The 15153-nt window shown below is 65.2% G+C and carries 10 protein-coding genes; 3 read left to right on the forward strand and 7 right to left on the reverse strand.

Going from position 1 to position 15153, the window contains the following annotated elements; translation table 11 throughout:
* Nucleotides 1-82 precede the first annotated feature (82 nt).
* Complete coding sequence (locus DX912_RS08040) at nt 83-1291, forward strand: serine hydrolase domain-containing protein (protein WP_233433527.1); 1209 nt, start codon at nt 83-85, stop codon at nt 1289-1291.
* A 246-nt stretch (nt 1292-1537) separates the two neighbouring features.
* Here the strand turns inward: DX912_RS08040 and DX912_RS08045 are convergent, their stop codons facing one another.
* Nucleotides 1538-2752: an MFS transporter gene (locus DX912_RS08045; RefSeq protein WP_115841973.1), complete on the reverse strand. Its 1215-nt coding sequence runs from the start codon at nt 2750-2752 to the stop codon at nt 1538-1540.
* 271 nt (nt 2753-3023) lie between these two features.
* Nucleotides 3024-3647, reverse strand: coding sequence for an HAD-IA family hydrolase (locus tag DX912_RS08050; protein ID WP_115842084.1), 624 nt, complete (start codon nt 3645-3647; stop codon nt 3024-3026).
* Between the two features lie 64 nt (nt 3648-3711).
* Here DX912_RS08050 and DX912_RS08055 point away from each other — a divergent pair, with 64 nt between their 5' ends.
* Nucleotides 3712-4122, forward strand: a complete 411-nt coding sequence (locus DX912_RS08055; RefSeq protein WP_115841974.1) for a DUF2784 domain-containing protein — start codon at nt 3712-3714, stop codon at nt 4120-4122.
* A 58-nt stretch (nt 4123-4180) separates the two neighbouring features.
* Here the strand turns inward: DX912_RS08055 and DX912_RS08060 are convergent, their stop codons facing one another.
* Together DX912_RS08060 and DX912_RS08065 are read right to left on the reverse strand one after the other, a co-directional pair.
* The gene (locus DX912_RS08060; protein WP_115841975.1) at nt 4181-4927 is read right to left on the reverse strand and encodes an SDR family NAD(P)-dependent oxidoreductase; all 747 of its coding nucleotides are present in this window, start codon (nt 4925-4927) and stop codon (nt 4181-4183) included.
* Nucleotides 4928-5146: 219 nt separating this feature from the next.
* Entirely contained in the window at nt 5147-6550 is a 1404-nt protein-coding gene (locus tag DX912_RS08065) for a vanadium-dependent haloperoxidase (protein WP_147298595.1), read from the reverse strand.
* Between the two features lie 394 nt (nt 6551-6944).
* On the opposite strand from DX912_RS08065, the gene DX912_RS08070 reads away from it, so the two are divergent.
* A complete protein-coding gene (locus DX912_RS08070) occupies nt 6945-9251 on the forward strand; it encodes a hypothetical protein (protein WP_147298596.1) in 2307 nt (768 codons plus the stop codon).
* 657 nt (nt 9252-9908) lie between these two features.
* Here DX912_RS08070 and DX912_RS18825 read toward each other — a convergent pair.
* The 3 genes from DX912_RS18825 to aceE all read right to left on the reverse strand — a co-directional run bounded on the left by DX912_RS18825 (nt 9909) and on the right by aceE (nt 14854).
* Nucleotides 9909-10709 carry a PA3715 family protein gene (locus tag DX912_RS18825; RefSeq protein WP_484502523.1) on the reverse strand — a complete coding sequence of 267 codons (801 nt, stop codon included), beginning with the start codon at nt 10707-10709 and terminating at the stop codon, nt 9909-9911.
* Nucleotides 10610-12028 (reverse strand): XAC2610-related protein, encoded by a 1419-nt coding sequence (locus DX912_RS08080; RefSeq protein WP_147298598.1) that lies wholly within the window; start codon nt 12026-12028, stop codon nt 10610-10612. Before DX912_RS08080 ends, DX912_RS18825 begins: the two co-directional genes overlap by 100 nt.
* A 126-nt stretch (nt 12029-12154) precedes the next feature.
* A complete protein-coding gene (gene aceE / locus DX912_RS08085; RefSeq protein ID WP_115841980.1) occupies nt 12155-14854 on the reverse strand; it encodes a pyruvate dehydrogenase (acetyl-transferring), homodimeric type in 2700 nt (899 codons plus the stop codon).
* Between the last annotated feature and the right edge of the window lie 299 nt (nt 14855-15153).

The following is a 15153-nucleotide window of genomic DNA, read 5'->3' on the forward strand; positions in this document are numbered from 1 at the left end:
CGGCAGACAAGCGTTTCATCGCTGCAACATGCGGTCCCTGCCGCTACGCTTGGGACTGCCTCCTGCGAGCGAGCCCATGCGAATGATCCGATCGTTGGTCCTGGTGATGTGCGTGGCCGCGTGCACGACGTCGGCAAGTGCGTCGCCCCCGATCGCGAGCGTGCGCGTGGCGTTCGATCGCAACGGCGCGACGGATACCCAGCTGCACGGATTCGCCGACGTCGCTGCGAAGCGCGCGATCACCGCCGAAGATCCGGTGCGCATCGCATCGATTTCCAAACTCGTTACCACCATCGGGGCGATGCGACTGGTCGATGAAGGCAAGCTCGACCTCGATGCCGACCTGTCGCCGGTGCTCGGCTGGCGGCTGCGCAACCCGGCGTTTCCCGATACGCCGATCACGCTGCGCCTGCTGCTCTCGCATCGCGCGAGCCTGACCGACGCGGCCGGTTACTGGAAGGTTCCCATCGACGGCGCGCTCCGCGACATCACCGACGATCCCAAGGCGTGGGATGCCACGCACGCACCGGGCACGTTCTTCCGCTATGCGAACGTCAATTTCCCGCTCGTCGCTTCCGCGATGGAGAAGGCTACCGGTGAACGCTTCGACATTCTGATGCAGCGGCTCGTTCTGGCGCCGCTGAAGATCGACGCTTGCTTCAACTGGGAAAGCTGCAGCCGCGAGACCGCGGCGCGCGCGGTCGTGCAGTACGACCCCACAGGCAAGCCGGTGTACGACAACCTGCGCGGCCGCAAGCCCGGATGCGCCGTGATCCGCGCGACGGACGGCGGCTGCGATCTGTCGCAATGGATGCCCGGCCGCAACGGCGCGATGTTCTCGCCGCAAGGCGGCCTGCGCATTTCCGCGAATGGTCTGGCGCGCATCGGCCGCATGCTGCTGCGCGAAGGCGAACTCGACGGCGTTCGCGTCTTGTCGCCCGCGTCGGTGCGGACGATGTTCGAACCGCAGTGGACGTACACGGCCGACAACGGCCTCACCGTGGAAGAGGATTCCAGCGGCCAGTCGCGCAAAGGCTTCTTCTGCCGCTACGGACTTGCCGTGCAGACGCTGGCGACGAAACGCGAGGGTTGCCGCGACGATCCCTTCGGCGATGGCATCGAACGCAGCGGCCACGCCGGCGCGGCGTACGGCCAGCTGTCGGGCGTGTGGATCGATCGTGCGTCGGGCACGGGTGTCGTGTACTTCGCCACCGGCATGGAAGACGCGCCGCCCGGTGCGCATTCGGCGTTCACCGCGGTGGAGGAGATGCTCGCGCGCGGCGCACGCTGACCGCGCTCGCTTGTTTTGCTGTCATTCCCGCGAAGGCGGGAACCCACTCGGTTTTTGCTGTCATTCCCGCGAAGGCGGGAATCCACTCGCTTTTTGCTGTCATTCCCGCGAAGGCGGGAATCCATCTGTCCGACGTCGCTCCGGCCTCCGGAAATGGTGAGGCTCGCAAGCATGGATCCCCGCCTTCGCGGGGATGACAGCTGAGAACGGCTGTGGTGCTACTGGCTTCCCGCGTAACGCGACGCTTCAGGCCGCGTCTTCCAGCGCCGCCGCCTCTGTGCGACGCAGATCCGCTCGCGCCCACGCATAGATCAGCAACCCGCACAGCGCGGTGGCCGCGCCGACCACGCCGGTGGACGTCCAGCCGTAGCCGGCGGTGATCGCCATGCCGCCGAGCCACGGGCCGAGCGCGTTGGCGAAGTTGAATGCCGAGTGGTTCGACGCGGCGGCCAGCGTCTGCGCCTCGCGCGCGACGTCCATCAGGTGCGCCTGCAACACCGTCGCCAGCGCGCCCATCGTGCCGACCGCGAGCACCGCCGGCAGCACGGTCCACGGCGACTTCGCCGCGAACGGGAAGACCAGCAGCACCACGATCGACCACACCAGCAGCATCGGCACGGCGCGGAACTGGTAGCGGTCGAACATCCAGCCGCCGCCGAGCGTCCCAAGGATGCCGCCGATGCCGAACGCGACCAGGCCGAAGGGCACGAAGCTCTCGCGCACGCCGGTGACGTGCACCAGCGTCGGCGTCAGGTAGCTGAAGACGCAGAACATGCCGGCAAAGCCGATCGCGCCGATGCCCAGCGCCAGCCACACCGGCTTGCGGTTGAAGTCGCGCAGCTCGCGCAGCGCATCCGGGCGCGGCGCATTCATGCCGCGCGGCAGCACGCGCATCGTCATGAACACCGTCGCCATCGCGAGCAGCGTCACCAGGCCGAACGCCCATCGCCAGCCGAACGTCTGCCCCATCCACGTCGCGAGCGGATTGCCGACCAGCAGCGAGATCGCCAGGCCCAGCATCACGCGACCGACCGCGGCACCGCGCTGCTCCGGCGGCGTGATGCGCGCCGCAACCAGCGCGGCGATGCCGAAGTACGCGCCGTGCGGCAGGCCCGCGATGAAGCGCGCGCCCATCAGCGTGAAATAGCCCGGCGCAAGCGCGCTGGCGAGGTTGCCCAGCGCGTAGAAGCCCATCAGGCACAGCAGCAGGCTGCGGCGCGAGAGACGGTTGCCGAGGATCGCCAGCGTCGGCGCGCCCATCACCACGCCCAGCGCGTAGGCACTGATGACATGGCCGACCTGCGGCTCGTTGACGCCGAAACTGCGCGCAATTTCGCTGATCAGCCCCATCACGACGAACTCGCTGGTGCCAATGGCGAAACCGCCCATCGCGAGAGCGAACAGGATCAGGGCGACCTGGCGCGGGCTCAGCACCGGCGCGGTGGGGGATTCGGGGGACATGTGGCCATTATGTTGCATTGCAGCAGGTGGCGCGACCTTGAGGATGTGAACGGGCTCGAGCGCAGGGCGTTCTAGCGGGGTAGGAAGCTCACCGGGCTGCTAAAGCCGTCATTCCCGCGAAGGCGGGAATCCATGCTTGCGCGTGTCACCCCCGCCGGAAGCCGGAATGATGGACGGGCAGATGGATTCCCGCCTTCGCGGGAATGACAGCAAAAGAGCGGCGTGACTGCGGTTTCTTAGAGCGCACTTCCGTTTGGGCTACATGCGCGCGCTACAGCGCCAGCCGCCCCAGCTCCGGCACCGTCTCGAAGAACTCCTCCGCGCCCATCGCCCGCAGCGTGTCCGCGTGCGAATAGCCCCAACCCACGGCACCGAACGCCACGCCCACGCGTCGCGCCGCTTCGCCATCGCTGACCTGGTCGCCGACGTAGATCGCCTGCGACGCGTCGGCCTTCGCCTGCTTCAGCATCCGCGCGATGCGCCGGTGCTTGCCGAGCACGTGCGCGCCGCCGTCGATGAGTTCGATCGCCTCCATCAGTTCCGCATCGAGCACGCGCCGCACGTTCTCGACCGAGTTCGACGTGAGAATCGCCAGCCGCGCACCGCGTTCGCGCAGCTGGCGCAGCACGTCGGCGACGCCCGGAAACAGCGGGACCGGCGGCGCGCCGCGCATCATGCGGATGAAATCCGCCGCGACGATGGGCACCTTCCACGTCGGGAACTTCAGCTCCTGCAGCAACTCGCGCGTGCCCAGGCGACGCAGGTCCTCGACGCGTTCCTCATCGATCGCGGTGAAGCCGTGACGCTGCGCGAGCGCGTGCTGGGCCTTCACGAAGAACGGGAAGGAGTCGGCCAGCGTGCCGTCGAAGTCGAAGATGACCAGGGGATAGCGCATGCGCCGCATTGTGCACGAGGTGGCGTGAGCGGCATGGGCCACCGGTTGGCTACAGTGCGCGTGAATGAATCCGACGCTTGCCGCCGCCCTCGCCGACGCCATCCTCGTGCTGCACGTCGGCATCGTCGCGTTCGTGATCTTCGGCGCGATCGCGATCTTCATCGGCCGCACGCGCTGGCGCTGGGTGCGCGGGTTCGGCTGGCGCATCGCGCACGTGCTGCTGATGGTGTTGATCGCGCTGCAGGCGTGGCTCGGCGCACTGTGCCCGCTAACGGTGTGGGAGCAGGCGCTGCGCCGACGCGCGGGACAGGCGAGTTACGGTGAATCCTTCATCGAACACTGGCTGTCACGGCTGATCTTCTTCGACGCGCCGTGGTGGACGTTTGTCGCCGCATACAGCGCGTTTGCCGCGCTGGTGATCGCGGCGTGGTTCTTCGTGCCGCCGCGTCGTCGCCGAGACCAAACGCTGCGGTGACACCGCTTCACAGCCAGAAGCAACGCAGGGGCGCGGCGCACCCCTGCGTCGTGAATCCTCAGCGAAGGCCGCCCGCGACCTTCAGCAATTCGCCGGTCATGTAGCGCGAGGCGTCCGTCGCGAGGAACACCGCGATGTCGGCGATGTCGTCCGGCTGGCCGATGCGGCCCAGCGGCGTCTGCGCGACGATGGCGTGCTGGAAGTCCGAGCCGATGACGCCGATCTCGCGCGAGCCTTCGGTCTCGATCATGCCGGGGTTGATGGAGTTGACGCGGATGCCGCGCGGACCGAGCTCGCGCGAAAGCACGCCGGTGATGGCGTCTACCGCGCCCTTGGTGGCGGTGTAAACGGCGGTTTCCGGCATCGTCAGGCGCGAGACGATGGAACCGATGTTGATGACGCTGGCGCCTTCGCCCAGGTGCTTCGACGCTGCCTTCGTGGTCAGCAGCAGGCCGAGCACGTTGATGTCGAAGTGGCGGTGGAAGTGCTCCGGCGTGATCGCCTCCAGCGGCGCGAATTCGTACACGCCGGAGTTGTTGACCAGCACGTCGAGGCGGCCGAATTCCTTCACGGCGGCGTCGATCAGCGCCTGCGCGTCGTCGGCGTTCGACACGTCGGCCTTCACCGCGATCGCCTTGCCGCCCGCCTTCGTGATGCGTTCGACCACGGCATCGGCGCCGCTCTTGCTCGACGCGTAATTGACGACGACCGCCGCGCCTTCGGCGGCCAGCGCCGTGGCGATGCCGGCGCCGATACCCTTCGATGCGCCGGTCACGACGGCCACTTTTCCTGCGAGCTTGCTCATTTGAGTTCCTGATGGGAGAGAGAACGCGAAGGCGCGTTGTGCCCTTCGTCCCCCAATCAGCTGGGTACTCGCACGCCCCGGCCAAAGACGGGATTCCGGGGAATCAGAATCCCGCCGCCGGGATGTTCCGAAGTCCCGCACGCGCCGCGACGCATCAAAGCCCCTCTCCCGCCTGCGGGAGAGGGGCTGGGGTGAGGGCGAACGGACGCGGCCGACTCGCTACTTCGCCTGCAACTGATGCCCAAACACCCAGTCCGCCACCTTGTTGCCCGCCTTCAGACCGGCCAGGCAGCCTTCGGTGAAGTGGATGCCCGAGTACACGCGCGCCATTGCCTGCTCCTGCTCGGCGGTGGACAGCGACGGATAGCTGCGCGTGATCGCCTTCACCGGCAGGTCCACCAGCGGCGCCGGCAGCGGCGCGATGGGCGCATTCACCGTGCGTGTGAACGTCAACGCATCGCTCTTGAAGAAACGCCGCATGGTCTGCGCCGCAGCGCCGGTGAGCGTCGTCGACGCGCACGGGTAGTCCGGATACGGCGGCGTCTGCAGGAACGGCCGCCACGTCGCGTCGCTCTTCGTGAAGGGGTTGCCGTCATCGGGCCAACGGATCGCGGTGACGGGACGCCAGAAGTTGTATTGGTACTTGTCGGCGATGTTGGTGATGGCCGCGTCGGCCAGCGACATGTTCACCAGCGCGAACAGACGCGCGTTCTGCCAGCGATCGAGCCCGCGGTTGATCGCGATGATGCGCACGTTGCCGTTCCAGTCCAGGCCACCGCCGGCCCAGAAGCGCGCGATGTCGCTGGGCGGCGAATTCGGCAGCGCGCCGCGAACGCGCGCATCGCCGATGGATTTCACCAGGTTGTATTCGGACGCGTACTTCGCGCTGTTGACCTTGAAGATCTTTCCCGGCGGCGAATGGAACTGCGCGGCGCTGGTCACCGCGAACGGCGTGACGAACGCCCAGCCCATGAAGGCCGGCGTGGTTACGGCCGGGAACTCCGGCGCGGGTGTCGGCTGGTGCACGCCCACCGATGGCGGCAGCGAATATGCCGGCAGGTTCGGCGTGCCCGAGCCGTCGGTCGGCGTGAGCCCGCCCGAACCGTTGTCGGCGTAGCGCAACGCGAGCAGCGTGTCCGCCGCGGATTCGCCCGCGGCGATGCCGGCCGCTTCCGATGCATCCGGCGCGCCGGGGCCGATGGCCGCGTCGTAGGCCGCGTTGATCGCGAGGACGGCGTTCGCGCGAGCGGTGCCTTCGGCGGGCGTCGGTGGAGGTGGCAGCGCATCGAGCATCGCCAGCAGTGCGGTGCGATTGGCCGCCGCGACGGCCGCATCCGGCGACGCGTTGCCCGGCGCGCTCGCCACCGGCCGATACGTGTTGTAGCGCGACTGGATCGAATTGAGCGCGTCGTGCACCGAGAGCGACACGATGGCCATCACGCGCGACTGCTGCTGCGGCCCGCCGAAGCGCGGCGCGACCGTCGGCCCGCTGGCGAGCGCGTTCCAGTCGGTCACCGAATCGGCGTACGCGGGCAGCACGGAACACAGCGCGAGTGCGACCGCCAGCGGCGTGCACGCGCGCGCACGGAGCGAACGCGCGGAAAGCGTGTGTGGGGAGTTCATGGCGATGTCCTGTGGGGGATGGAGGACGCGCCCGACGGCAAGCGCCAGCAGGCGCATGGATTCCAACGCAGGTCATGCGCACACCGGCCGCCCTTGCATCGCGTGGTGCACCCCGGGCGACGGGCGGGCGGTTGGTGGCATGGATGTTGGCGGAGCGCTGCAACTATCGGGTGGAACGTGATCGCCGGCGGCGTCGACTTTCGGACCTTTCTGATGGACCCAACGCACGTAGATCCGCAGCGTGCAATGCACCTCCGACTTCAGGGATCCGAAGCAGATGAATGCGCCACGCGCACCCATGCCGATCGCCACGTCGCGCTTCGGCTATCCGTTCAAGGACAAGGACGATCGCGAGATCGCCGACCCGTACGCCTTCATCGAAGCGCTGATTCCGGTGCAGGGCGGGCATTACCTGCTCGGCTCGTACGGCTTCTTCCACGGCGGCATCCACCTGGACCGCGCATGCAGCTCGAAGCTGTCGATCGACGACGGCATTCGTTGCCTGGCCGATGGTGAAGTTGTCGCGTACCGCATCGACAGCGATTACCACGACGCGACGCCCGGCGACGTGGGCGATGGCGCGATGTTGCGGCCCTACTCCACCGGCTTCATCCTCGTGCGGCACCGGGTGCAGGCACCGTCCCCGCCCATCCCCGCGACGCCTCCGCCGATGGATACGCCCGGCGCCGACATCCGCGACTGGGGCACACGCCTGTACGCCGATCCGCAGGGACGGCAGCCGCTCGCGTGGTTGCGCCACGGCACCCCGCTGATCGTGCAAGTCGGCGCGTACACGCCGGGCCAGAGCACGCTCGTGCGCGTCACCGACACGCTCGACTCGAAACTCCCGCGTGAGGGCTGGATCAGCCGCACGCATCTCGCACTCGATCCCGCCGTCGGCACGGGCATGCGCAGCGCCTTCGGCCTCAAGGACACCGTCGCCACTACGGTGTATCGCGGCGACAGCATCGACCCGGACAAGTCGGCTGCGCACGCGGAGAACAAGGCGCAACGAGAGCGGCCCGAACCGGAGACCGCGCCCGTGCTCACGCTGTACAGCCTCTACATGCACGTTGCGTCCGAGCGCGACTACGACCGCAACGCAAAGTGGAAGCGCCCTTCGTGGTGGCCCGAGCGCGGCGGCACCCGCAAACCGGAGGCGACCGATCGCGTGGTCGCGCTCGCGAAGCCGCTGCCGATCCGACAGGGTGATCTCATCGGCTACCTGGGCGAAGACGTGCCCGCACACGCGTATCCCGTCGCAGGCCAGCCCGTCACGAAGCGCCTGCTGCACCTGGAGGTCTTCAGCGGCGACGATGTTCCGGCGTACCTCGCGAATAGCCGCCGCTGGGCGAAGGAATACCTGCCCGATAGCGAACGCACGCTGCTGCTCCTGATGCCGGGCGATACGTTGCAGCGCGATGTGGGCGGCCCGGCTTCGGCCACGGTGAACCAGCGGCAGATCCTGCGCGTGAGTGGGCTCGAATCGCGAACCGTGGAAGACAAGCGCTGGCGCAAGGTCACGCTCGGCATGACGCAGGGCCACGCCACCGGTTGGATCGAGGAAGAAGGACGACTGGTATCGCCGTGGGAATGGCCCGGCTTCGAAGTGCGGGACGAAGTCGCGAGCCCCGATGGGTTCCGCCACGACGATCCGGAAGCCTTCGCCGACTACCTGCGAGGCGACGGGCCACGCCCGCCCGACACGCCCTTCTACAAGGCGCTGCGCTCGCTGGTGGATCGAAACCACGACGGCAGTTTCAGCGAAGAGGAACTCGACCGCCTGCTACGCAACCGCCACCACGCCGACCACCTCACGCGCCTGATCGTCCGCCACGAGACCGCGTGGACCCGCACCAGCATGCGCCGCCACACCGAGACCGCACGCCGCATCGCCGCGAAGCTGGGACCCGCGGCAGTGGAGAACGTCAACGCGGAGGAACCCCGCGGCGAGAAGCTGCCGTGGTGGGAAGACGTGGCTGCCGGCGTTGAGGGATTTCCGGCGAATTCGCGCGTTTGGCATTTTCATGCGGGTGGGGTGGTAGGAAACCTCTCCCGAGCGGCCGTAACTCTCGAAATGCTCAAGAAGGTCTTCGACGCGCGATTCGACACCGCAGAGGCGATGCGCGCGTTTGAAGAGAAGCTTTGGTCTTTCGCCGACGAGATAAACCGCAATCTCGACGCATACAAACTGAATAGCAATCTCCGACTCTCGCACTTCTTCGCCCAGGTAAGGGAGGAGGCGGGCGCTTCAGCGCGAACGGTGGAGATTCTCGACTACACGCCTGGCGCCCTCGTCGCAAACTTCAGCTACTTCAGGAGAAGGCCGGCCGAGGCCGAGATGTACGGTCGCACGGCCGCACATCCTGCAGACCAAGAAGCCATTGCGAATCGCGCTTACTCAAACCGAATTTGTCATGGTGATCCAGCCTTGGGGCAAGGATGGAAGTATCGAGGCCGTGGTCTCAAGCAGCTGACATGGCAGTGCAACTACGAAGACTTCCAACGCCTTTATCGAACAGTGTGGCAGGACGATTCTCCGGACTTCGTCGGCAAATCGCCATTGCGGGTTGTGCACATGGAGTCATTGGAAGGAGCGCTCGGCGTGGGCTTGGATGGAGTACTCGAGGGCAAGCGGGTTTCGTATCCCTACAAGGACGCTAGGAGCGTCCGCGAGTACCTAAGGAAGCATGGGTACTAGTTTGGTGCGCAATGCTGGCGCTCGTCACGTCCAGGCGCACCTGATCATGGCGGCGGTGAGCCTTTTCCTGGCGGCGTTACTGTTGATGGTCGCTCGAATCGCGCATGGATCGCCGGCCGCGAGCGATGACCTTGATGGAGATGGAAAGCCTGATGAGCTGTCCATATCTCCCGTGGACGTGCTGGAAGATGGTTCATCTTCGCTCGATGTGGTGATCCGGATGTCCACGCGGGCCGCGCCAATACGTGCTGACCTCAGATCGCAGACACCGAGCCTGCAGGCGTACATCAGTCATGGAGCCCTGATCGTCGATCGGTCCCAGAGCAGCCGCGACGCGGCTGAGCTTAGCTATGAAGTGTTTCGTTGGGATGCTCGCCGCCGGCATCTGTGCCTACACGCTGTCGTGACCGGCACTCCTCCCAACCAGCTGCAAGGCGAGTGGTTACCGCAAGACGTAGAGGTGAGTCGCTATGCGCCCTGTACCGTCCTGGGGCAGAAGACACCGGCAGTGCCTGTCGCGGACAAGACCGCGCGCGAGCTCGCACTTAGCGAGGCTGGAAAGCTCAAGAAGACAGACCCAGTTCCGGACTACTTGGCATTCGAGCTAGCCGCCCAAGTCGATGAGGGAACGGTCTCCTCAATCAACGATATCGGCTACTACCAAGAGCAAGCCGGCTTCCTCCGGCAGGCATCGATCATTCTTTCCGCCGTCAATGATCGATTTCCGCGAAGAGCCGTCGCACAGCTGATCGTCCGCGACACGGATGAGAACGTCCCAGTGCACTCCATGTCCCACTCACCCGACCGCTCCCACGTAACGAGTTCGGCCAAGTTGCGCTCTATTCGCGGGCCAGAAACGGTGTACAGGGAGAGCGTCTCGCGGCTGTACGGATTTGGACCGGAGGATCCTTTCCATTCAACACGCACGCCAAAGGCGCGCTGTTTTGGAGTCAATGTGTAACGCGCGGTGTCGAGCGCAACGGCATTCACGTAAATGGCGTCCCCTTCCAGAACATTTCGCTCGACCCGTCGGGCCACGACGGTTTGCCTCGGTAGATCGATCACCAGAATTTGAAGATCCCTGAGTTCGCCGGTCTCTGCCGACATTGGAACGACGGCAAGGAGCGTGTCCGGGTTATCGGGCCTTCTCTTGCAAACAGCCATAGACCACTCACTGACCCTTCCCGGATCGTCGGGAATGAAACTTGAGTCGCTACCCGATAGCACGGGGGCACAGGCTCGCCCGGGAGACAGCTCTTGCGTCGGCTCGCCAGTGACGGAGCCATATGGGACGGCCGACAGGACAACGCCGACGACGAACGCCGCTCCGCTCGCCTGCGTCAGGACTCGGCAGAGATTCACGGCACTCCTACCTTCGCGCGCACCCATCTTCCCCTGCGATAAGCCTCGCTGAACTGCCTGAACTGATTGTCCCTCGCATCCTCCACCTGCCGCCATTTGGGCATCGGCATGTTGTTGTGAACCGAGAAATGCGTCTCTTCGTGGTAGCAACATCCATCCTTCGTGTACTCCACGAGTTCGCGGGCCGACGGGTCGACTTCGAAGAATCCGAGACCTGTGGCAGTCAGAGCGGATAGGGCTGGGGCGTGAAGAAAGCGGCCACTCCGTCGGTCTTGAAGAAACACGTCGTAGCTCGGACCACCGTAGGAACCGTTGTTTCCAGTTTGGATGGCGAAGTCCTGGTCGCCGTCGAAGTTGAAATCGCCGGTGTTGATGGTGCCTTGATACTCGTAAAGGACCGTCGAGTTGATAAGTAGACCGCCACCAGCGGCGCGGGTCAGGAAGATGCTGGGAAGATCGATGAGTTGAGATTTGCCTGTTGCGCCGCTCTTCGTGACGGAGATCTGCCCGGTTACCTTGCTGACATTAATGGAAGCGAAGGCTTGCTCGAAACTCTGAATAGCTCCTTCCATCTCTGCATACTGCGCCTCCTGCAACGCAGGTATCGACTGCTTTGCGCCGACGCAGAAGCCAATGAAGTTGTTCTGAACGCGAATCCACTCACTCAGGTATTCGGACGCGCTCATGCGATTTATCAAGTTAACGATGTCGGAGAACTCGATTCTCCGAGTCGGAATGTCTGATTCGATGATCCTCGATGCTATCAGCTCATCGAGCTTCTCTTCGATGATCTTCTGGTTGTCGACGTTTACGGTTTCGCTTAGATATGCGATGTAGCCCTTGATGAAATCCGACTTCTTGAAGGAGTCCGGAGCCCTCACTCGGGACTTACCTTTCTCCGCGACCAGCTTTAGGTCGACGCTGTCAAAGTCGAAGAACGAATCAGCCAGAACCTCAATCTGATGGCGGGCGGACATCGGCCGCTGTCCGTTGTTTAGCGTGATCATCCTGTAGAGCAGTCGATCCCGAGAGCGCGCGATAACAAAGTTCACATGCAGTGGACGAGCGTCATCGAAGCCGGCACTCTGCGACGCTCGAGCAAGCGTATTCAATCGCTGAATTCCGTCCAGCACAAACCCTTCATCGATATGGGCGCGAATGTGGTCATTAACCGCGACTGCAGCCGCGCCTTCTTCGAAGTCATGGATTAACGCCACCGTAATCGGAGGCATGACACAGCCGCGAACTATGTCCTTCTCTAGCCGCGAGTAGAACTTAGTTTTGAGCGTGTCACGCTGGATGTTCAACCTACCAATTAACGGGGCAAGGTGGTCGAGAGCGAAACGGTAAGTCGTCACTCCACCTGCTACATAGCCCTCTACTACTCGGTCTTCGTCGAACGTAAAGAAGTCCATGATGCCCCCGATGCTTTTCCGACTTTGACGAGCTGAAAGTTTTGCCTTCCGGAAAGAGACGAGCGGCCGTGCGGCCGCCCTTCTCTAACTCTTCGGCGAAATATAGGCCATCCCAGCCCAGCCGGTTCAAACCCCAATCGGATTCGGCTTCTCCGCATCAATCTTGTACTGCTTGATAGCCCGGGCCACATCCTTGCCCGTCATCTTCCCTTCCGCCGCCAGGGCCGCAATCGCGGCATGCGCGATGTGGAAGCGGTCGACTTCGAAGTGGCGGCGCAGGTTTTCGCGGGTGTCGCTGCGGCCGAAGCCGTCGGTGCCCAGCACGGTGTAACGCGTCGGGACGAACTCGCGGATCTGGTTGGCGAAGGTGCGCACGTAGTCGGTGGCGGCGATCGCCGGGCCGCTGCGGCCTTCCAGCAACTGGGTGACGTACGGCTTGCGCTGTTCGCCTTCCGGGTTGAGGCGGTTGGCGCGGATCGCGTCTTCGCCGTCGCGGGCCAGTTCGGTGAAGCTGGGGCAGGACCAGATGTCGGCGGTGACGCCGAAGTCCTTGTCTAGCAATTCCGCCGCTGCAATGGCTTCGCGCAGGATGGTGCCGCTGCCCATGAGCTGCACGCGCAGCTCGCCCTTCTTCGCCTTGCCGGCGTCCTTGAGCAGGTACATGCCCTTGATGATGCCTTCGGCCGCGCCCTCGGGCATGTCCGGGTGGCTGTAGTTCTCGTTCATCAGGGTGAGGTAGTAGTACTCGTCCTGCTGCTCGGTGAGCATGCGCTGCATGCCGTGCTGCAGGATCACCGCGACTTCGAAACCGAAGGTCGGGTCGTAGCTGCGGCAGTTCGGGATGGCGCTGGCCAGCAGGTGGCTGTGGCCGTCTTCGTGCTGCAGGCCTTCGCCGTTGAGCGTGGTACGGCCGGCGGTGGCGCCCAGCAGGAAGCCGCGCGCGCGCATATCCGCCGCCTGCCACGCGCTGTCGCCGATGCGCTGGAAGCCGAACATCGAGTAGTAGATGTAGAACGGCAGCATCGGCAGGTCGTTGGTGCTGTAGCTGGTGGCCGCGGCCATCCAGCTGGTGAACGCACCAGCTTCGGTGATGCCTTCTTCCAGCACCTGGCCGGCCGCGTCTTCGCGGTAGTACATGAGCTGGTCGCGATCGACCGGCTTGTACTTCTGGCCGTGCGGCGCGTAGATGCCGATCTGGCGGAACAGGCCTTCCATGCCGAAGGTGCGCGCTTCGTCGGCGACGATCGGCACGCAGCGCGGGCCGACCTGCTTGTCGCGCAGGATGATGTTGAGCGACTGCACGAACGACATCGTGGTGCTGATCTCGCGATCGCCGGTGCTCTTGAGCAGGCGGTCGAAGGCTTCGAGCTTGGGCACTTCCAGCGTCTGGCTGCTCTTGCGGCGGCGCTGCGGCAGGTAGCCGCCGAGCTGCTTGCGGCGCTCGTGCATGTACTCGATTTCGGGCGACTTCTCGCCCGGGTGGAAGAACGGCACCTTGCCATCGGCCAGCTGCGCGTCGGTCACCGGGATGTTGAAGCGGTCGCGGAAGATGCGGACGGCTTCGTCGTCGAGCTTCTTGGTCTGGTGCGTGGGGTTGAGCGACTCGCCGGCCGCGCCCATGCCGTAGCCCTTCACCGTCTTGGCGAGGATCACGGTCGGCATGCCCTTGGTGTTCACCGCTTCGTGGTACGCGGCATAGACCTTGTGCGGGTCGTGGCCGCCGCGGTTGAGGCGCCAGATGTCGTCGTCGGACAGGTTCGCCACCAGCTGGGCGGTTTCGGGGTACTTGCCGAAGAAGTTCTCGCGCGTGTACTTGCCGCCGAAGGCCTTGCAGTTCTGGTATTCGCCGTCGACGGTTTCCATCATCAGCTGGCGCAGCTTGCCGCTGGTGTCGCGCGCCAGGAGCGGATCCCAGTAGCTGCCCCAGATGGTCTTGATGACGTTCCAGCCGGCGCCGCGGAACTGGCCTTCCAGTTCCTGGATGATCTTGCCGTTGCCGCGCACCGGGCCGTCCAGGCGCTGCAGGTTGCAGTTAATGACGAAGACCAGGTTGTCCAGGCCTTCGCGACCGGCCACCGAGATGGCGCCGAGCGATTCGGGTTCGTCCGTCTCGCCGTCGCCGAGGAACGCCCACACCTTGCGGTCGCTCTTGGGCAGCAGGCCGCGGCCTTCCAGATACTTCCAGTTGCGCGCCTGGTAGATCGCCGCGAGCGGGCCCAGGCCCATCGACACGGTCGGCACCTGCCAGTAGTCGGGCATCAGCCAGGGATGCGGGTACGACGAGATGCCGCGGCCGTCGACTTCCATGCGGAAGTTGTCGAGCTGCGATTCGCTCATGCGGCCTTCGAGGAACGAACGGGCGTAGATGCCCGGCGAGCTGTGGCCCTGCACGCCGATGACGTCGCCCGGGTGGTCGCCGTCCGGACCGCGCCAGAAGTGGTTGAAGCCCACGTCATAGAGCGTGGCGGCCGAGGCGAACGACGCGATGTGGCCGCCGAGTTCGCCCGGCTTGCGGTTGGCGCGCACGACCATGGCGAGCGCGTTCCAGCGGATGATCGAGCGGATGCGCCATTCCATCGCGTGGTCGCCGGGGCTCTTGGCCTCCAGGTGCGCGGGAATGGTGTTGATGTATTCGGTGGTCGGCTGGAACGGCAGGTGCGCACCGGCGCGGCGCGTGACTTCGACCATGCCTTCGAGCAGCTGGTGGGCGCGCTCGGCGCCGTCGCGCGCGATGACGGCCTGGACGGACTCGATCCACTCGCGGGTTTCGGTGGGGTCCGGGTCGTTCTGGATCAGGTCGTTGATGACAGCGTGGAGAGACGTCATGCGTATCGCGGCCCCTATTGGCCGCGCCTCGTGTGGGGACGGGTTAGAGCATCGATTCTAACAGCCGGACCTGCCCCGCCGGACCCCGTGGGTGGGCCACTTCGTTGCTACGAAAGGCGAATGGCGGCGCGGGGTTGCGTACGGGGGCGGATGCTTTAGCCCCTCTCCTAGCGGGAGAGGGGCTGGGGTGAGGGGCGGGGCGCGAGACTGCGCTCGCACTGGCGATGTTTTCGGCCGCTGCAAGTCATGGATTCCCGCCTTCGCGGGAGTGACGTGATGAGGCGGATCGCGTGCGGGCC

The sequence above is a fragment of the Lysobacter soli genome (genome assembly GCF_003382285.1).
Taxonomy (GTDB): domain Bacteria; phylum Pseudomonadota; class Gammaproteobacteria; order Xanthomonadales; family Xanthomonadaceae; genus Lysobacter_J; species Lysobacter_J soli.

Excerpts from the sequence above, each read along its gene's own strand:
- DX912_RS08045 (WP_115841973.1), bottom strand. The coding sequence starts at position 2,752 with ATGTCCCCCGAATCCCCCACCGCGCCGGTGCTGAGCCCGCGCCAGGTC.
- DX912_RS18825 (WP_484502523.1), bottom strand. The coding sequence starts at position 10,709 with ATGGCGGCAGGTGGAGGATGCGAGGGACAATCAGTTCAGGCAGTTCAG.
- DX912_RS08050 (WP_115842084.1), bottom strand. The coding sequence starts at position 3,647 with ATGCGCTATCCCCTGGTCATCTTCGACTTCGACGGCACGCTGGCCGAC.
- DX912_RS08040 (WP_233433527.1), top strand. The coding sequence starts at position 83 with ATGATCCGATCGTTGGTCCTGGTGATGTGCGTGGCCGCGTGCACGACG.
- aceE (WP_115841980.1), bottom strand. The coding sequence starts at position 14,854 with ATGACGTCTCTCCACGCTGTCATCAACGACCTGATCCAGAACGACCCG.
- DX912_RS08080 (WP_147298598.1), bottom strand. The coding sequence starts at position 12,028 with ATGGACTTCTTTACGTTCGACGAAGACCGAGTAGTAGAGGGCTATGTA.
- DX912_RS08065 (WP_147298595.1), bottom strand. The coding sequence starts at position 6,550 with ATGAACTCCCCACACACGCTTTCCGCGCGTTCGCTCCGTGCGCGCGCG.
- DX912_RS08055 (WP_115841974.1), top strand. The coding sequence starts at position 3,712 with ATGAATCCGACGCTTGCCGCCGCCCTCGCCGACGCCATCCTCGTGCTG.
- DX912_RS08060 (WP_115841975.1), bottom strand. The coding sequence starts at position 4,927 with ATGAGCAAGCTCGCAGGAAAAGTGGCCGTCGTGACCGGCGCATCGAAG.